The sequence below is a fragment of the Streptomyces sp. NPDC057137 genome (assembly GCF_042670825.1).
GTDB lineage: Bacteria > Actinomycetota > Actinomycetes > Streptomycetales > Streptomycetaceae > Streptomyces.
The window spans coordinates 1-18,247 of record NZ_JBHUUW010000106.1 but is presented as its reverse complement, the minus strand read 5'-3'; the positions used below and the strand labels follow the sequence as shown (position 1 = coordinate 18,247).

The following is an 18,247-nucleotide window of genomic DNA, read 5'->3' as shown; positions in this document are numbered from 1 at the left end:
CTCCAGGCCCGACCGGAGCGGCGCACGGCCCACCCCGTAGCGGTCGGGGTGCCACGCCGCTCCGCCGCCCCGTGCCGGCGGTTTCGGCGTCGCGCCCCTCCCGTGCCCCTCACTCTTCCGTCTCCGCAGGTGAGGGCCTATCCGCGTCTCTACTCATCTCACGTACTAGGTACGGATACTCAGGACCCCGTTGCGGACCTCACCCGTCCGGCCCAGGCTCTGGCTACGATCGCGTCCGTGTCCGTACTCCCCCTTGTCTTCACCAGTGGCTGGGCCAGCGGCATCAACGCCTACGCGGTGATCCTGCTGTTCGGCGTCTTCGGCGCGACCGGGGTGACCGACGAGGTCCCCGAGTCGCTTCAGCGCACCGACGTACTGGTCGTCGTCGGCGTGCTCTTCGTCTGCGAGGCGGTCGCGGACAAGATCCCGTACGTCGACTCGATCTGGGACTCCGCGCACACGGTGATCCGACCGGTGTCGGGCGCGGTGGTCGCCGCGCTGCTCGCCGGGCAGAGCGGTTCGCTCCCGGAGATCGCGGCGGGCGCGGTCGGCGGATCGACCGCCCTGCTGAGCCATCTGGTGAAGGCCGGCACGAGGATGGCGGTCAACACCTCACCGGAGCCCTTCAGCAACATCGCCGTGAGCACCGCGGAGGACCTGGGCGTCGCCGGGATCATCACCTTCGCGATCTTCCACCCGCTCGCGGCGGCGATCGTCGCGGGCGGCCTCCTGCTGCTCGGCATCGTGATCATCCTGTTCCTGGCCTCGAAGATCCGGAACTTCCGGCGGCGCAAGGCGGAGAGACGCGCGAGGCGGCGCGTCGCCGCGACGTGGCCGGACTGACGGGACGCCTTCGGCCCGGCTCTGCCCGGTCGGGTTCTTCCCGGTCGGGCCTCCCGGGCGCGGCACCCGGAAAAGCGGCCGCTAAGGTCCATTTCCATGGCACGGATTGCGGTGATCGGCGCCGGGATGGGCGCGATGGCGGCGGCTGCCCGGCTGGCCGTGGCGGGGCACCGGGTGACGGTGTACGAACGCTCGGCGACGTACGGCGGCGCCCTCGGCCGGTTCGAGCGGGACGGGTTCGCGTACGACACGGGGCCCACGCTGCTGCATCTGCCCGCCGTCTACCGGGATCTGTTCGTCAAGACCGGCAAGAAGCCGCTCGAAGAGTGCGTGCGGATGACCCAGGTCGACCCGGCGAGCCGGCATGTCTTCCCCGACGGCACCGACGTGTCCCTGCCCAACGCGTCGCGCGCCGGTGTCGTCGCGGCCCTGGACGCCGCGCTCGGCGGCGGCGCGGGCGAGCGGTGGGGCGACTTCCTCGGCCGGGCGCGGGACGCCTGGGACCGGTCGCGGCGGCCTCTGTTGGAGGAGCCGCTGCGCGACGACTGGCAGGTGCTGGGGCGCGATCCGTATCCGGCCGTGCGGCAGCGGAGGCTGCTGCGCGGGCCCCGGCTGGCGGGCACCGTCGCCGAGGTGGGGGCCCAGGAGCTGGGCGATCCTCGGCTGGCCGCGCTGTTCGAGGGGTACGCCCTGTCGTACGGACTCGATCCGCGGCACACCCCGGCGGGCGCCGCGCTGCTGCCGTACATGGAGCAGACCTTCGGCAGCTGGTACGTACAGGGCGGGATGCGGGCGCTGGCGCACGCGGTGTACGAGCGGTGCCTGGCGCGCAGGGTGGAGTTCGTCTTCCACGCCGATGTGACCCGGATCGTCGAGAAGGACGGCCGCGCGGCCGGTGTCGAGCTGGCGCCGGGGCCGTCCGTCGGCGCCGCCACGGTCGTCGAGGCGGACCACGTGGTGGCGGGCACGGCTCCCGCCGCCCTGGTGGGCGAGGAACTGTGGCGGGACGGCGACGTACGGCCCAGGGGCGGGGGCGGGGGCGCGGGTGTCGGGACGCCGTCGGTCCCGGGCAGGTTCACAGTGTTGCTGGCCCTCCGTGGCGGCAGGCCGGACGGCACGGCGCACCGTACGGTGGTCCACTCCCCCGCCCGGGGCGACGAGGCCGGCGCCGTGTTCTCGGGGCGGACGGCGGAGCGGCCCACGGTCACGGTGCTGCGGCCCGACGACCCGACGACGCGTCCGGACGACGGGCACGAGGCGGTCACCCTCACGGCGACCGTCGCACCGCACGGCCCGGTGGACTGGACGGACGCCGGGCTGCGTGAGCGCTACGCCGATGTGCTGGTGGAGGCGGCCTGCGCCGCCGTGCCCGAGCTGCGGGAGCGGCTGTGCCGGCGGGAGATCCGTACGCCGGCCGACACGGCGGCCACGACCGGGGCGCGGGGCGGTTCGGTGCCCGCGCCGTCGCTGGCGGGCGCCGGTGGCCGGCTGCTGCGTCCGGCGAACACCACGCGGCTGCCCGGTCTCCATCTCGTCGGCGGCGAGGCGCACCCGGGCGGTGGGCTGGCGCACGCGGGGATGTCCGGGGCGCTGGTCGCCGGGCTGATCGTCGAGGGGGCGGACTTCCGCGGCTCGCGCTGAGCCACGGCGCGGCCGGGTGAACTCGCGAACACATGGCGGGAGTTGAGCGACCGTCAGGAGCGGTCAGTAGCGGTACTGCTGCTCGTCCTGGTTGGGGTCGTAGCCGTAGCTCCGGGGCTCCTGCTGCGGCATCGGGGGGACGTTCTCGCCCTCGCGCTGCTGCGGGACCCAGACGCCGCCGGGGGGCGTGTCCGCGCCGTACACCGGCTGGCCGGTCTGACCGTTCGGGTCGGCGTAGGGGTCCGCGTACTGCTGCTGGCCGCCGTAACTGTCGTACGAGCCGTAGGAGTCGCCGTCGGTGGTCGCGCCGCTGTACGGGTCGGTGTAGGCGGCGTACTGCTGCTGGCCGGTGCCGTAGTCGTACTGGCCGCCCTGGCCCGCGTACGCGTCCTGCTGACCGGCGTAGCCGTCCTGCGCGCCGTACACGTCCTGGCCCTGGCTCGCGTAGGGGTCCGTGGCACCGTAGGCGTCGGTCGCGCCGTACGCGTGCTGGTCCTGGCCTTGGCCCTGGCCGGCGTAGGAGTCCTGGCCCGTGGATGTGTCGTAACCGGCGTACGGGTCGTAGTTGCCGTACTGGGTCGCCTGGTAGGCGGCGTCGCTGTACACGCCGTACTGCCCGGTCTCGTCGGGCATCGGCTCCGGCTCGTAGACGGACGCGGCGTACGGGGGCTCGTCGGGGACAGGACCCGCGAGGTCCTCGGGAACGGCCGCGACGGGCTGGTACTCCAAGTCCGAGACTTCCAGGCTCGGTTCGCGTGTCTCGGCCTCACCGGCGCCGGCCCTGCGGCGGCGGCTCGCGCCGGGGCTGCCGCCGATCGCCCAGCCGGTGGAGAAGCCGCGCCGGAACGACAGCGTCACATAGGTCTGGCCGACCGCGAACGCGATCGCGCCGACCGCGATGACCAGGACGGAGGCGAGCAGGACACCCAGCACCACGCCGACGAAACCCGTGAAGGCGAGAAGTCGCCAACGGAGCCGCGCCTTGTACTGGAGGAGTACTTCGCCCAGCAGCCACAGCGCGACGATGCCGAACGCGATGTAGAGGACCGTCCAGCCCATGCCCGCCCCTCTCCTGCGGTCACCGCCCCGGCGCGGGGCGGGTACGACCGGTCACGACTGCTCGTGCAGTCCGAGATTCTTGTAAATTTCGAGCGTCGCCGTGGAGTTGTTGAGTGTAATGAAGTGGAGTCCGGGGACACCCTCCGCGCGCAGCGTCGCGCAGAACTCCGTCGCGTACTCGATACCGATGGAGCGTACAGCGGCGGGATCGTCCTTGACGGAGAGGATCCGTTCTTTCAGCGCCGGGGGCAGGACCGCGTTGCTGAGCTGCGAGAAGCGCTCCAGCTGCCGGACGTTCGTGATCGGCATGATCTCCGGGATGATCGGAGTGTCGCAGCCGGCGGCCGACACCTTGTCGCGCAGCCGCAGATAGTCCTCGGGGTCGAAGAACATCTGGGTGATCGCGTAGTCGGCGCCCGCGCGGCACTTGGCCACGAAGTGCCGGACGTCGCTCTCCCATTCGGTGGAGCGCGGGTGCATCTCGGGGAAGGCCGCGACGCCGACGCAGAAGTCGCCGGACTCCTTGATCAGCCGGACCAGATCGGCCGCGTACTCCACGCCCTCGGGGTGCTTGACCCACTCGCCCCTCGGGTCGCCGGGCGGGTCGCCGCGCACGGCGAGGATGTTCCTGATCCCGGCATCCGCGTACTGGCCGATCATGTTGCGCAGCTGGGCCACCGAGTGGTCCACGGCGGTGAGGTGGGCGACCGGGACGAGCGTGGTGTCGGAGGCGATGCGCTGGGTCGCCTTGACCGTGCCCGCGCGGGTGGAGCCGCCCGCGCCGTAGGTCACCGAGACGAAGTTCGGGGCGACGGCCTCGATCCGGCGCAGCGCGTTCCAGAGGTTCCGCTCGCCCTTCGCCGTCTTGGGCGCCCAGAATTCGAACGAATACGACAACTCGCCGGTCGCGAGCAGGTCACGCACCGTACGGGCGTGATCCGTCCTGATCGAAGCTGCTCCGAGGGCCATACCGAAAGGTTATCGAGGGGTGTGGCGATCACCCAACCAGAGCAAGAGATTTTGTCCGTTTCACACCATCCCCGCCCATCCTTCGGGCGGTACGGACATGCGGTACGGACATGCGGTACGGACTCCGGCCGGGGCCGGCGAGGACGCCCGGGACGTCAGGCGACCCGGTCGCGGACACGCTTCGCGAGGCCGGCGGCCGCCGTGGCCGGATCGTCCGCCTCCGTGAGGGCCCGGACGACCACGACCCGGCGGGCCCCGGCGTCCAGCACCTCGTCGAGGTTGCCCGCGTCGATCCCGCCGATCGCGAACCACGGGCGCCGGGTGGCCAGCGACGCGGCGTACCGCACGAGGTCGAGGCCCGGGGCGGGCCGGCCGGGCTTGGTGGGGGTGGGCCAGCAGGGCCCGGTGCAGAAGTAGTCCACGCCGGGCTCGCCGGCCGCCGCCATCGCCTCGGCCTCGGAGTGTGTGGAGCGGCCGATCAGCAGGTCCGTACCGAGGATGGCGCGGGCGGCGGAGACGGGCAGGTCGCCCTGGCCCAGGTGCAGCACGTCCGCGCCGATGGCGTGCGCCACGTCGGCCCGGTCGTTCACGGCGAGGAGCTTGCCGTGGCGCCGGCAGGCGTCGGCGAAGACCTGGAGGTGCTCCAGCTCCTCGGCCGCCTCCATGCCCTTGTCACGCAGCTGCACGATGTCCACACCGGAGGTGAGGACGGCGTCCAGGAACTCGGGGAGATCCCCCTGCCGCTTCCGCGCGTCCGTGCACAGATAGAGCCGGGCGTCGGACAGCAGATCGAGTGCGCTGGGCGCACCGGGCGCTGCGGGCATGCGGGTCTCCCCCGTCGGATCGAGATCGGTATCTGTCGTATCTGGGGGTGGGGCCCGGCGGTGCGCGCCCGGGGCCCCGCCCCGCCCACGGCCGGACAGGGCTCAGACGGCGAGCGCCTGTGCGCGGCGCTTCACCTCCGTACCGCGATTCTCGCTGAGGGCCTGCGCGGGCGTGCCCGGCAGGGACGGGTCGGGAGTGAAGAGCCACTCGAGCATCTCTTCGTCGGTGAAGCTGTCGTCCCTCAGGAGCGTCAGGGTCCCCGCGAGGCCCTTGACCACCTTGTCGCCGTCGATGAAGGCGGCCGGCACCTGGAGCGCGCGGTTCTCACCGCGGCGCACGGCGATCAGCGTGCCTTCCTTGACGAGCTGGCGTACACGCGTCACCTCGATATCGAGCATTTCGGCGATATCGGGCAGGTGGAGCCAGGCAGGGACGAGAGCATCGATCTTTGCGTCAATCTCAGTCACAGGACAAGCCTGCCATCCCGGACTGACAGTCGGAAGCCGAGCCGGGTCAGAGGGCCGTCAGTTTGAGCGGTACGGCGGGGTCGGCGGCACGCTCCGTGTCGATCCGGGCGCCCGACGCGACGAGCTTGCGGCCCTGCGCCAGATCGCGCGGCCTGCCGACGGCCAGCAGCGCCACCAGCGCCCCGTCACGCAGCCAGAGGACCGACCAGGCGGCGCTCGCCGGGTCGCCGCGCCACAGCAGGGTGTCGGCCCGCGCGTGATGGCCCGCGTACTGCACGAAGCGGCCGAACTGCTCGGACCAGAAGTACGGGACCGGGTCGTACGGCTCGTGCGACTCCCCGACGATGTCGGCGGCGACCGTACGTGGCCCCTGGAGCGCGTTGTCCCAGTGGTGCACCATCAGCCGCTCGCCGTAGCGGGCCGAGGGGAACGAGGCACAGTCCCCGACCGCGTACACGCCGGGCTGTGAGGCGCGCAGCCGGTCGTCGGCCGTGACGGCGCCCTCGGGGCCCGTCACGATGCCGGAGCCCGCCAGCCAGGCCGTGGCGGGTCTGGCGCCGATGCCCACGACCACCGCGTCCGCCGCCAGCTCGCGGCCGTCGGCGAGGACCACCGTGCCGGGTTCCACGGCTGCCACGCGCGCGTGGGTGAGGAGTTCGGCGCCGCTCTCCGCGTACCAGTGCGCCATCGGAGTGGCGACCTCGGCGGGCAGGGCGCCGGCGAGGGGACGGCCCGCGGCCTCGACGACGGTCACCGCGCAGTCGGCCTCCCTGGCCGCGGTGGTGAACTCGGCGCCGATCCAGCCCGCGCCGACCACGACGATGTGCCGCCCGCGGTCCAGGACGGGGCGCAGCCGCGCCGCGTCGTCCAGGGTGCGCAGCAGATGGACACCGGGCACGCCCTCGGCGCCCGGCAGTGTGATCGGCTCGGCGCCGGTGGCGATGACGAGCACGTCGTACGGAACCGGCCCCGCCTCCGTGTCCAACTCCCGGTCCCCGGGACGCACACCGGTCACTTCGAGACCCAGCCGCAGTTCCACGGAGAGCGCTTCGAAGTCCACGTCGAAGGCCGAACTCTCCGCCGTCCCCAGGAGGACGGCCTTCGAGAGCGGGGGCCGGTCGTAGGGCTGGTGCCGCTCGGCGCCGATGAGGGTGACGGGGCCGTCGTGGCCCAGTTCGCGCAGTGCCACGGCGGTCTGCACACCCGCCATACCCGCGCCGACGACGACGGTGCGCCGCTCGTCCGTCTGCTTCCGCTGCTCGCTCACCCGATCACCTTAAGGACCCGGCCGGGACGACGACTCCCTTACAGGGCGCGGGGACAGGGGGTTACGCTGACTCCCGAAGCACTTATCGGCAGTAGCGAACAAGAGACTTCACACCTCGCGGGAGCCCGCACGCAGCGGGCTGAGAGGGAGGCTGACACGGCCTCCGACCGTACGAACCTGATCCGGGTCATGCCGGCGAAGGGAGGAGCTGGACGCCCATGCGGTCATCTCATACCGACGTCCTCGTCGTCGGGGGCGGGATCATCGGCCTCGTCACCGCCTGGCGGGCGGCGCAGCGCGGACTCGGCGTCACCGTCGTCGATCCGGAGCCGGGCGGCGGCGCCGCGCAGGTCGCCGCCGGAATGCTCGCCGCCGTCAGCGAACTCGACCACGGCGAACAGACCCTGCTGGGGCTGAACATCGCCTCCGCGGGGCTCTACCCCGACTTCGTCGCCGAGTTGGAGTCGGTCTCCGGCCAGGACACCGGCTACCGCGTCTGCGGCACGCTCGCGGTCGCCCTCGACACCGACGACCGGGCGCAGCTGCGTGAACTCCATGCCCTCCAAAGGAGGTCGGGTCTGGAGTCGGAGTGGCTCACCGGCCGCGAGTGCCGGCGGCTGGAGCCGATGCTCGCCCCGGGGGTGCGCGGGGGTCTGCGGGTCGACGGCGACCATCAGATCGACCCGCGCCGGCTCGCGGCCGCCCTGGTGACGGCCTGTGAGCGGGCGGGGGTGGTCTTCCACCGGGCCTGGGCCGAGCGTCTGCGGGTGGTCCGGGACCGGGCCGCCGGGGTCGCCGTCGGCGGCGGCGCCGAACTCGGCGCCGACCAGGTCGTCATCGCCGGGGGCAGCCTCAGCGGGCAGCTCGCGGGCGTGCCGGACGACGTCCTGCCACCGGTACGCCCCGTGAAGGGCCAGGTTCTGCGGCTGACGGTGCCACGCCCGTACGCGCCGTTCCTGTCCAGGACGCTGCGGGCCGAGGTCCGCGGCAGCCACATCTATCTGGTGCCGCGCGAGAACGGCGAGCTGGTCGTGGGCGCCACGAGCGAGGAACTCGGCTGGGACACGACGGTGACGGCGGGCGGGGTGTACGAACTGCTGCGCGACGCCCACGAACTCCTTCCCGGCATCACCGAACTGCCGCTCACCGAGACCCGTGCCGGGCTGCGGCCGACCTCGCCGGACAACGCCCCGCTGCTCGGGCCGACCGCCCTGCCGGGGCTTCATCTGGCGACCGGGCACCACCGCAACGGGGTGCTTCTGACGCCCGTCACCGGTCAGGTGATGGCGACCGTGCTCACGACGGGCGAACTGCCCGACGACGCGCGGCCCTTCACACCGGGCCGCTTCTCCCCCGGCTTCGCGCCCGGCTCCTCGCCGGGCTTCTCCCCCGCCGTCTCCGTAGGTCAGGAGCAGCACGCATGACCGACACCACGCATTCGTCCGCGCGGGGATCCGTGACCGTCTCGGTGAACGGTGAGGCCCGGGTCCTCGCCGGCCCCGTCACCCTCGACGTCCTCGTCGCGACCCTCACGCCCGCCCCGTCGGGCGTCGCCGCCGCGCTCAACGAGACCGTCGTCCCGCGCGGGCGCTGGTCGGCCACCACCCTGTCCGACGGCGACCGCGTCGAAGTCCTCACCGCCGTCCAAGGAGGCTGAGCCCGATGTCCGACGACCGGCTCGTCATCGGCGACTCCGTCCTCGACTCCCGCCTCATCATGGGTACGGGCGGCGCGCCCAGCCTCGACGTACTGGAACGGTCCCTGATCGCGTCGGGCACCGAACTCACCACCGTCGCCATGCGCCGGCTGGACCCCACCGTGCACGGCTCCGTCCTGTCCGTGCTCGACCGGCTGGGCATCCGGGTCCTGCCGAACACGGCGGGCTGCTTCACCGCGGGCGAGGCTGTCCTCACCGCCCGTCTCGCGCGGGAGGCGCTGGGCACCGACTGGATCAAGCTCGAAGTGGTGGCCGACGAACGGACGTTGCTGCCGGACCCGATCGAACTGCTCGACGCCGCCGAGACGTTGGTGGACGACGGCTTCACCGTCCTGCCGTACACGAACGACGATCCGGTGCTCGCCAGGAAGCTGGAGGACGTGGGCTGCGCGGCGATCATGCCGCTCGGCTCCCCGATCGGGTCGGGTCTGGGCATCCGTAACCCGCACAACTTCCAGCTGATCACCGAGCACGCGCGCGTGCCGGTCATCCTGGACGCCGGGGCCGGTACGGCGTCGGACGCCGCGCTCGCCATGGAGCTGGGCTGCGCGGCCGTCATGCTGGCGTCGGCGGTCACCCGCGCGCAGGAGCCCGTCCTGATGGCCGAGGCGATGCGGCACGCGGTCGAGGCGGGCCGGCTGGCCCACCGCGCGGGCCGCATCCCGCGCCGGCACTTCGCCGAAGCCTCGTCTCCTACGGAGGGGCTGGCGCGGCTGGACCCGGAGCGGCCGGCGTTCTGACGGCGGTCTCAGGGGGCCGGCGGCCGTTTGCCGCGATGTGGTGTGCGTGCTGTCACAAGACGGCCCCAGTGGCGTGTCAGGCCTGACCCGGGGCTGCGGGAGTGTCGGTGGCGGCTCGTAGACTCGGCCGGGTGGATACGACGCTCAAGGACCCTCTCGTCGGGCAAGTGCTCGACGGCCGTTACCGCGTCGACGCGCGCATCGCCGTCGGCGGCATGGCGACGGTCTACCGGGCCGTCGACACCCGGCTGGACCGGGTCCTGGCCCTGAAGGTGATGCACCCGGCCCTGGCGACCGACGCCGTCTTCGTGGAGCGCTTCATCCGCGAGGCCAAGTCCGTGGCGCGGCTGGCGCATCCGAACGTGGTCGGGGTCTTCGACCAGGGCGCCGAGGGCGCGTACGTCTATCTGGCGATGGAGTACGTCGAGGGCTGCACGCTGCGGGACGTCCTGCGCGAGCGGGGCGCTCTCCAGCCGCGTGCCGCGCTCGACATCCTGGAGCCGATGCTGGCCGCGCTGGGCGCGGCCCACCGGGCCGGTTTCATCCACCGGGACATCAAGCCGGAGAACGTGCTGATAGGGGACGACGGCCGGGTGAAGGTCGCCGACTTCGGTCTCGTACGGGCCGTCGGCTCGGTCACGAACACCACGGGCACGATCCTCGGCACGGTCTCGTATCTGGCACCGGAGCAGATCGAGTACGGCACGTCCGACACCCGCGTCGACGTGTACGCGTGCGGTGTCGTCCTGCACGAGATGCTGACCGGCGCCAAGCCGCACGGCGGCGACACCCCCGCGCAGGTGCTCTACCTCCATCTGAACGAAGACGTGCCCGCGCCGTCCGCCGCGGTGCCCGGGATGGCGATCGACCTGGACGAGCTGGTCGCGGCGGCCACCGCCCGCAATCCGGAGATCCGCCCCGAGGACGCGGTGGCGCTCCTCGCGCTGACCCGTCGGACGCGCGCGGCGCTCGACGACGCGCAGCTGGACGCGGTGCCGCCGCAGGCCACGACGGCCTCGACGAGGACCGCGCCGGCCGACGCCGGGCCGCAGGACCGCGCTCCCGGCACGAACGGCGCGGGAGCCTCCGGCGGCACGGGCGTCGGCACCGCGTCGGAGCCGTCCCAGGACAGCCACGGCGGCACCGCCGACAGCGGGGCCGGGCGCTCCCGTAACGCCTCTCTCGCCTCCGTCGCCTCGCACGACGCCTCCGACAGCGCTTCCGCCAGCAGTCTCGGCGACGGCTCCGACGACCGTACGAGCGTGATTCCGCGCCGCGTCCGCCCCCACGCGGCGTCCGACGGGTCCGATACGCCCGGCTCGTCGGCCGCCTCCTCGGGAGACGGCGTCCGCCGCACCAGCCGGCTCACGATGCCGCCGCCGGGACCGCCCGCGCCGCCCCATCAGCCGCCGGCGCGCCGCCGCGGCGGGCGCGGCGGCCACCGACCCCGCAGAGGCGTTCTCACGATCGTGGTGGCCGCGCTGCTGGTGCTCGGTGTGGGCGTCGGTGTCTGGTACATCAACTCGGGGCAGTTCACCCGCGTCCCCTCGCTCCTCGGGCAGACCGAGCAGGTCGCGAAGAAGCGCCTGGGCGACGCCGGCCTGGACGCGAAGGTGGGACACGACTTCAGCGAGACGTTCGAGCGCGGCACGGTCATGCGCACCGACCCCGAGCCCCGCTCGCGGATACGGGGCAACGGTTCGGTGACCCTCGTCATCTCACGCGGCCCGGAGATCGTGCGGGTCCCCGACCTGGCCGGTAAGTCGCTGGCCGACGCCAAGGACGCCCTGAGGAAGGCCGGCCTCGCGCCCGGGGTCATCACCCGGTCCTTCGACGAGGAGACCGACCAGGGCGCCGTCATCCGCTCCCAGCCGAAGGCGGGCACGGAGCTGCGGCCCGACGCCGGAGTGGCGCTGGTCGTCAGCAAGGGCAGGCCGGTCCACATGCCTGACGTGACCGGTCAGTCCGAGGAGGAGGCGACCGCCTCGCTCGAGGACGCGGGACTCGACGTGAAGATCGCGGCCGAGCGGGTCAACTCCCCGGAGGACGCCGGAGCGGTGGCCGAACAGTCGGCGAAGGAGGGCAGCAAGCTCGCCCGGGGCGACACCGTCACGCTGACCATCTCCAAGGGCCCGCGGATGATCGCCGTCCCGGACGTCACGGGGAAGTCGATAGACGACGCCAGGACCCAGCTGACGGAGGCGGGCTTCGAGGTGGAGGTCGACCGGAGCTTCCCGTTCCTGGACGACACCGTGTCGAAGCAGTCCGTCGACGGCGGCGAGAAGGCCGCCGAGGGCAGCACCATCACCATCACGACCAAGGGAATCTGAGGCTTGACGCTCCCCGACCGCCCGCGCAATCCCGTCGGCGGCCATGTTCCGGTGGCGGGCGGCCTCGCCCGGGTGGGGCTGGCCTGGGCGCGTGACATCGGCGCCGAGACCGTCCAGGTCTTCGTCGCCAATCCACGTGGCTGGGCGACACCCGCCGGGAATCCGGCGCAGGACGAGCAGTTCCGTACGGAGTGCGCCGCCGAGGGGCTGTCGGCGTACATCCACGCCCCGTATCTGATCAACTTCGGCTCCCACACACCGGAGACGGCCGAGCGGTCCGTGGACTCGCTGCGGCACAGTCTCCGCCGGGGCCGGGAGATCGGCGCCCCGGGTGTCGTCGTGCACACCGGTTCGGCGACCGGCGGGCGGCCGCGCGAGGTGGCGCTGGCGCAGGTACGGGAGCGGATGCTGCCGCTCCTCGACGAGCTGACGCACGACGACGACCCGTATCTGCTGCTGGAGTCGACCGCGGGCCAGGGCTCCTCGCTCTGCTCGCTCGCCGAGGACTTCGGTCCGTACTTCGACGCGCTGGACTCGCATCCCAAGCTCGGCATCTGCCTGGACACGTGCCACATCTTCGCGGCGGGCCACGATCTGGCCGCACCCGGCGGGACGCACCGGACGCTGGACAAGCTGGTGGGGACGGTGGGTCCGGGGAGGCTGAGGCTGATCCACGCCAACGACTCCAAGGACGTGTCGGGCGCCCGTAAGGACCGGCATGTGAACGTCGGCGCGGGTCATATCGGCGAGGCGCCGTTCCGGGCGCTGTTCTCGCATCCGGCGACCGAGGGGGTGCCGCTGGTGATCGAGACGCCCGGTGGCAAGGAGGGGCACGCGGCGGATGTGGCCCTGCTGAAGAAGCTGCGCGAGGACGGACGGGCCTGAGACCGGCCGAGACAGGGGCGGACTACAGCTCCGGGCCGTCTCCGGGCCCTTCCTGGTACGAGTAGCGCTGCTCGCCCCAGGGGTCGCCGATGTTGTGATAGCCGCGCTCCTCCCAGAAGCCGCGGCGGTCGGCGGTCATGTATTCCACGCCCCGGACCCATTTCGGGCCCTTCCACGCGTACAGATGTGGCACGACGAGCCGCAGCGGAAATCCATGTTCGGCGGTGAGGAGTTCGCCGCCTTTGTGCGTGGCGAAGATGGACCGTTCCGATGTGAAGTCGTCCAGCCGGATATTGGCGCTGTATCCGTACTCGGCCCAGACCATGACATGGGTGACGCTCGGCGCCGGCGGAGCCAGTTCCAGGAGCGTACGGGCGAGTACGCCGCCCCATTCGGCCCCGAGCATGCTGAATTTTGTCACGCAATGCAGATCGGCGACGACTGTCGAGAACGGCAGCGCCGAGAACTCCTCGTGATTCCAGCAGCGCTTGTCGCCGTCGGCCGTGGCGCCGAAGACCCGGAACTCCCAGCGGTCCGGCTTGAACTTGGGCACCGGCCCGTAATGGGTGACCGGCCAGCCCCGTTGGAGCCGCTGCCCCGGTGGGAGCCCGGACTGCGCCGACTCCCGCTCTTCCCGGCTTTCCGGCTGACCCATGCCTTCCATGGTGACAGACCGCGAAGGGTGGTCATGACCAGGTACGGCCCGATTCCGGCAACTGCTACTAAGTAGGGCCTTACTGGACGCCCTTCTGGCACGGTGCGAGGATGCGCGCATCCTGGCCAGTCCCCGTGTGGAAGGAGCCTCTGCGATGCAGGGCGACCCCGAGGTCATCGAGTTCCTCAATGAGCAGCTGACCGCCGAATTGACCGCGATCAACCAGTACTTCCTGCATGCCAAAATGCAGGAGAACTTCGGTTGGACGAAGCTCGCGAAGTACACACGGGCCGAGTCGTTCGACGAAATGAAGCACGCGGAGATCCTGACCGACCGGATTCTCTTCCTGGACGGTCTGCCGAATTATCAGCGGCTTTTCCATGTACGTGTGGGACAGACCGTCACCGAGATGTTCAACGCCGACCGGCAGATCGAGGCGGAGGCGATCGACCGGCTGCGGCGCGGCATCGAGGTGATGCGCGCCAAGGGCGACATCACTTCCGCGAAGATCTTCGAGTCGATCCTCAAGGACGAGGAGCACCACATCGACTATCTCGACACCCAGCTGGACCTGGTCGAGAAGCTCGGTGAGCCGCTGTACATCGCCCAGCTGATCGAGCAGCCGGACAGCTGACGGCCCGGCCGGCGGACCCCGGCGGGCCGGTGCGTCAGGCGGCTTCCCGGCCCACGGACGTGGCCACCGCCCGTACGGCGGCGGACTGCGCGGCAGCCGCCTGTACGACGGCCGACTGCGCGACCGCCGTCTCCGCGGTCGCGGTCTCCACGGCCGCCGTCCCCAGCAGCTCACGGCGCGGGCAGCCGCCACGGCCGAGGATCGACTGGATGCTGCGTACGCACGAACCGCAGTCCGTGCCTGCCTTCGAGGCCGAGGCGATCTGGCGGGGGGTGCACGCGCCCGCCTCCGCGTGTTCCCTGACCTGCTTCTCGGTGATGCCGAAGCATGAGCAGACGTACACGCGGTTCACCTCCAGGCGGGATCGTTCGGCCGGCGCCGCCCCGTTCCGAACGGTGAGGCAAACCTAACCTTACCTGCCCTCCGGTGCACGCGACAGTCCCCCGTACGTGGGTGGGGCGCGGATCACATCGCGATCCGCGCCCCACCGTGCGTACTGCTCCGCGTCCCCGCCGCGGTTACGACAACGCCCTACTGCGCCCGGTACATCTCCGCGACCAGGAAGGCCAGGTCGAGCGACTGACTGCGGTTGAGCCGGGGGTCGCAGGCCGTCTCGTACCGCTGGTGCAGGTCGTCGACGAAGATCTCGTCGCCGCCGCCCACACACTCGGTGACGTCCTCACCGGTCAGTTCGACATGGATGCCGCCCGGGTGCGTGCCGAGGCCCTTGTGGACCTCGAAGAAGCCCTTGACCTCGTCGAGCACGTCGTCGAACCGGCGGGTCTTGTGGCCGGACGCCGCCTCGAAGGTGTTGCCGTGCATCGGGTCGGTCACCCACGCGACGGTCGCGCCGGACGCGGTGACCTTCTCGACCAGCTCGGGGAGCTTGTCCCTGACCTTGTCGGCGCCCATCCGGACGATGAAGGTCAGCCGGCCGGGCTCGCGCTCGGGGTCGAGCCGGTCGATGTAGCTGAGCGCGTCGTCGACCGTCGTCGTCGGGCCGAGCTTGATGCCGATCGGGTTGGCGATCTTCGAGGCGAACTCGATGTGCGCGCCGTCGAGTTGACGGGTGCGCTCGCCGATCCAGACCATGTGCCCGGAGACGTCGTACAGCTTGCCGGTGCGCGAGTCGACGCGGGTCAGCGCCGACTCGTAGTCGAGGAGCAGCGCCTCGTGCGAGGAGAAGAACTCGACCGTACGGAACTCCGCCGGGTCGGTGCCCGCCGCCTTCATGAAGTTCAGCGCGTTGTCGATCTCGCGGGCGAGCCGCTCGTAACGCTGCCCGGACGGGGACGACTTCACGAAGTCCTGGTTCCAGGCGTGCACCTGGCGCAGGTCCGCGTAGCCACCGGTGGTGAAGGCACGGACCAGGTTGAGCGTCGCGGCGGACGCGTTGTACATCCGCTTCAGGCGCTCGGGGTCCGGGGTCCTGGCCTCCTCGGTGAAGGCGAAGCCGTTGACGGAGTCGCCGCGGTAGGTGGGCAGCGTCACACCGTCACGTGTCTCGGTGGGCTTGGAACGCGGCTTCGAGTACTGGCCGGCGATCCTGCCCACCTTCACCACCGGCACCGACGCCGCGTAGGTGAGGACCGCGCCCATCTGGAGCAGGGTCTTGAGCTTGCTGCGGATCTGCTCGGCGGACACGCCGTCGAAGGCCTCGGCGCAGTCGCCGCCCTGGAGCAGGAACGCCTCGCCCTTGGCGACGGCCCCCATCCGGGCGCGCATCTGGTCGCACTCACCCGCGAAGACGAGCGGCGGATAGCTTTCGAGCTCCGCGACGGCGGCGCGCAGGGCCTCGGCATCGGGATACTCGGGCTGCTGCGCCGCGGGGAGGTCTCGCCAGGTCGCCTGTGCGGCGGGTGCTCGGGTGTCAGCGTTCACGGTCACGCGGACAACATTACGGGGTCCCGGCAGCCGTCCATGCCCTCTCTCAGTGGCTGAGACAGCCGTCCGCGGTCGTCCCACGGGCGGGCGATGTCGGTTATGCTCCGCGGCATGTTGGCGCAGCTGAACCAGGCTTGGTGGTGGACCGCACATCCGGCGGTCCGCTGATTCACGCGCGCAACACCGAATCGCAAGGCCGCCCGAGGGGCGGCCTTCCGTGTTTCCCGGCCTGTCGGCCGGCACGGACCGGGAATCGGGGCCGTTCCTCCCTCTCCTCCGGAAGGAACACACCCCGTATGCGCGACACAGAGACCAGCAGGCTCCTGGCGAGGCTCCTCGACGACGACTGCCCGCCGTTCGCCCTGCTGCGCCGCCGGACGCCGGGGCGGGACCACGACACGGTGGAACTGCTCGTCGGCGACGTACACGAGGCGACGCGGCTGGCCGACATCCCGGCCGACGACGAGCGCCCCTCGCTCGCGCTCGTGCCGTTCCGGCAGATCCGGGAGCGCGGCTTCGAGGCGCACGACGACGGCACGCCCCTGTCGGTGCTGGTCGCCGACGAGACGTACGAGCTGCCGCTCGCGGATGTCCTCACGCATCTCCCCGCACACCGGGTCCGGGTCGAGGACGGCGCCTTCGACATCGACGACGAGCGGTACGCGGAGATCGTCCGGCGCGTCGTCGAGGACGAGATCGGCCGCGGCGAGGGCGCCAACTTCGTCATCCGCCGGACCTTCGAGGGCCGGATCCCCGGCTTCGGGCGCGCCGACGCGCTCGCGCTCTTCCGGCGGCTGCTGGCCGGCGAGCGGGGCGCGTACTGGACGTATGTGGTGCACACCGGGGAGCGGACCCTGGTCGGGGCCAGCCCCGAGGTGCATGTGCGGATGAGCGGCGGCACCGTCGTGATGAATCCCATCAGCGGCACGTTCCGCTATCCGCCCGAGGGGCCGACCACCGAGGCGCTGCTCGAATTCCTCGGCGACCGCAAGGAGACCGACGAGCTGTCGATGGTCGTCGACGAGGAACTCAAGATGATGTGCACCGTCGGTGACATGGGCGGGGTGGTGATCGGCCCCCGGCTCAAGGAGATGGCCCATCTCGCGCACACGGAGTACGAGTTGAGGGGGCGCAGCTCGCTCGACGTCCGCGACGTGCTGCGGGAGACGATGTTCGCGGCGACCGTCACGGGATCGCCGGTGCAGAACGCCTGCCGCGTCATCGCGCGGTACGAGCCGCCGGGGCGGGACGGTGTCGGGCGCGGCTACTACGCGGGCGCGCTGGCCCTCGTCGGCCGGGACGCGGGCGGGGCGCAGACGCTCGACTCCCCCATCCTGATCCGGACGGCCGACATCGACGCCGACGGCGGGCTGCGGGTGCCGGTGGGGGCGACGCTCGTACGGCACTCCGACCCGGCGGGCGAGGTCGCCGAGACCCACGCCAAGGCCGCGGGGGTACTGACGGCGCTGGGTGTGCGCGCCGGGCGGCCGGGCGGCGCCTCCGTACGGAAAGCGCTCGCCGACGACCCGCGGGTCCGGGCCGCGCTGGACTCGCGGCGCGCCCATCTGGCGCCGTTCTGGCTGAAGATGCAGCAGCGGTCGGCGTCGCTGACGGGCCACGCGCTGGTCATCGACAGCGAGGACACCTTCACGGCGATGCTCGCGCACCTGCTGCGGTCGGCCGGCCTGGAGGTGACGGTACGGCGCTACGACGAACCGGGCCTCGGTAAGGAGGCGGTGCTCGCACACCGGGGGCCGGTGGTGCTCGGCCCGGGGCCGGGCGATCCGTCGGACGCCGACGATCCCCGGATGCGGACGCTGCGCGCGCTCACCTCCGTACTGATGCGTGAACACCGCGACGGGCTGCTGGGCGTGTGCCTCGGCAACGAACTCATCGCGGCGGAGCTGGGTCTCAGGACGGCGCGCAAGCGGCTGCCGTACCAGGGCGCGCAGACCCGGATCGAACTCTTCGGCAGGACGGAGACCGTCGGCTTCTACAACAGCTTCACGGCCCGCTGCGACGACGCGCGGGCGGCGGAGCTGGGGGCGCGGGGGATCGAGGTGAGCCGGGACGGCGCGGGTGAGGTGCACGCGCTGCGGGGACCGGGCTTCGCCGGGGTGCAGTTCCACCCGGAGTCCGTACTGACGCTGCGCGGCCCGGAGATCGTCGCCGCTCTGGTCGCGGGCGCGACGCGCGGCAGCGGGTCGGAGCGCCGGCGGGAGGGCGTACCGGAGGTCTAGGGGGTGTCTTGTCGATCAGGCCGGATCAGGGAGCGGGGTCTGGTGCCGTGGATCGCAAGGCGGAGGAGGGAGGCATGGCGGAGCCATGCCG

The 18,247-nt window shown here is 71.9% G+C and carries 17 protein-coding genes and 1 riboswitch; of the genes, 9 read left to right on the top strand and 8 right to left on the bottom strand.

Translation table 11 applies throughout. The annotated features are described in order from the left end of the window. Positions 1-237 precede the first annotated feature (237 nt). Positions 238-843, top strand: a complete 606-nt coding sequence (locus ACFT9I_RS38555) for a DUF4126 domain-containing protein (protein WP_382572255.1) — start codon at positions 238-240, stop codon at positions 841-843. A 96-nt stretch (positions 844-939) separates the two neighbouring features. Beyond that, complete coding sequence (locus ACFT9I_RS38550; protein WP_382572253.1) at positions 940-2,484, top strand: phytoene desaturase family protein; 1,545 nt, start codon at positions 940-942, stop codon at positions 2,482-2,484. A gap of 63 nt (positions 2,485-2,547) precedes the next feature. On the opposite strand, the gene ACFT9I_RS38545 is transcribed toward ACFT9I_RS38550, so the two are convergent. The 5 genes from ACFT9I_RS38545 to ACFT9I_RS38525 all read right to left on the bottom strand — a co-directional run bounded on the left by ACFT9I_RS38545 (position 2,548) and on the right by ACFT9I_RS38525 (position 7,014). Further along, the gene (locus ACFT9I_RS38545; protein WP_382572252.1) at positions 2,548-3,543 is read right to left on the bottom strand and encodes a hypothetical protein; all 996 of its coding nucleotides are present in this window, start codon (positions 3,541-3,543) and stop codon (positions 2,548-2,550) included. A 51-nt stretch (positions 3,544-3,594) separates the two neighbouring features. Then, positions 3,595-4,512, bottom strand: coding sequence for a methylenetetrahydrofolate reductase [NAD(P)H] (gene metF / locus ACFT9I_RS38540; protein WP_382572250.1), 918 nt, complete (start codon positions 4,510-4,512; stop codon positions 3,595-3,597). Between the two features lie 155 nt (positions 4,513-4,667). Then, complete coding sequence (gene thiE, locus ACFT9I_RS38535; RefSeq protein ID WP_382572249.1) at positions 4,668-5,336, bottom strand: thiamine phosphate synthase; 669 nt, start codon at positions 5,334-5,336, stop codon at positions 4,668-4,670. A gap of 102 nt (positions 5,337-5,438) precedes the next feature. Further along, the gene (locus tag ACFT9I_RS38530) at positions 5,439-5,804 is read right to left on the bottom strand and encodes an Rv2175c family DNA-binding protein (protein WP_382572248.1); all 366 of its coding nucleotides are present in this window, start codon (positions 5,802-5,804) and stop codon (positions 5,439-5,441) included. Between the two features lie 46 nt (positions 5,805-5,850). Continuing rightward, on the bottom strand, positions 5,851-7,014 hold the full coding sequence (locus ACFT9I_RS38525) for an NAD(P)/FAD-dependent oxidoreductase (protein ID WP_382572257.1): 1,164 nt from the start codon (positions 7,012-7,014) through the stop codon (positions 5,851-5,853). Positions 7,015-7,178: 164 nt separating this feature from the next. Continuing rightward, positions 7,179-7,293: riboswitch (TPP riboswitch) on the top strand. On the opposite strand from ACFT9I_RS38525, the gene thiO reads away from it, so the two are divergent. From thiO to ACFT9I_RS38500, 5 genes are all read left to right on the top strand, one after another. Next, positions 7,290-8,495, top strand: a complete 1,206-nt coding sequence (gene thiO, locus ACFT9I_RS38520; protein ID WP_382572247.1) for a glycine oxidase ThiO — start codon at positions 7,290-7,292, stop codon at positions 8,493-8,495. It overlaps the preceding riboswitch by 4 nt. Continuing rightward, entirely contained in the window at positions 8,492-8,728 is a 237-nt protein-coding gene (gene thiS / locus ACFT9I_RS38515; RefSeq protein WP_382572246.1) for a sulfur carrier protein ThiS, read from the top strand. The genes thiO and thiS overlap by 4 nt, the downstream gene beginning before the upstream one ends. 5 nt (positions 8,729-8,733) lie before the next feature. Beyond that, positions 8,734-9,528, top strand: a complete 795-nt coding sequence (locus ACFT9I_RS38510) for a thiazole synthase (protein WP_382572244.1) — start codon at positions 8,734-8,736, stop codon at positions 9,526-9,528. Between the two features lie 131 nt (positions 9,529-9,659). Further along, positions 9,660-11,858, top strand: a complete 2,199-nt coding sequence (locus ACFT9I_RS38505; protein ID WP_382572243.1) for a PASTA domain-containing protein — start codon at positions 9,660-9,662, stop codon at positions 11,856-11,858. Positions 11,859-11,861: 3 nt separating this feature from the next. After that, positions 11,862-12,743 carry a deoxyribonuclease IV gene (locus tag ACFT9I_RS38500; protein WP_382572242.1) on the top strand — a complete coding sequence of 294 codons (882 nt, stop codon included), beginning with the start codon at positions 11,862-11,864 and terminating at the stop codon, positions 12,741-12,743. Positions 12,744-12,765: 22 nt separating this feature from the next. Here the strand turns inward: ACFT9I_RS38500 and ACFT9I_RS38495 are convergent, their stop codons facing one another. Next, the gene (locus ACFT9I_RS38495; RefSeq protein WP_382572240.1) at positions 12,766-13,398 is read right to left on the bottom strand and encodes a sulfite oxidase-like oxidoreductase; all 633 of its coding nucleotides are present in this window, start codon (positions 13,396-13,398) and stop codon (positions 12,766-12,768) included. A 154-nt stretch (positions 13,399-13,552) separates the two neighbouring features. On the opposite strand from ACFT9I_RS38495, the gene bfr reads away from it, so the two are divergent. Further along, entirely contained in the window at positions 13,553-14,032 is a 480-nt protein-coding gene (bfr, locus tag ACFT9I_RS38490; RefSeq protein ID WP_382572238.1) for a bacterioferritin, read from the top strand. A gap of 34 nt (positions 14,033-14,066) precedes the next feature. On the opposite strand, the gene ACFT9I_RS38485 is transcribed toward bfr, so the two are convergent. Beyond that, positions 14,067-14,384, bottom strand: a complete 318-nt coding sequence (locus ACFT9I_RS38485) for a bacterioferritin-associated ferredoxin (protein WP_382572237.1) — start codon at positions 14,382-14,384, stop codon at positions 14,067-14,069. 179 nt (positions 14,385-14,563) lie between these two features. After that, entirely contained in the window at positions 14,564-15,919 is a 1,356-nt protein-coding gene (locus ACFT9I_RS38480) for a class II 3-deoxy-7-phosphoheptulonate synthase (protein WP_382572236.1), read from the bottom strand. 293 nt (positions 15,920-16,212) lie between these two features. On the opposite strand from ACFT9I_RS38480, the gene ACFT9I_RS38475 reads away from it, so the two are divergent. Beyond that, positions 16,213-18,156, top strand: coding sequence for an anthranilate synthase family protein (locus ACFT9I_RS38475; RefSeq protein WP_382572235.1), 1,944 nt, complete (start codon positions 16,213-16,215; stop codon positions 18,154-18,156). The last annotated feature ends 91 nt before the right edge of the window (positions 18,157-18,247 follow it).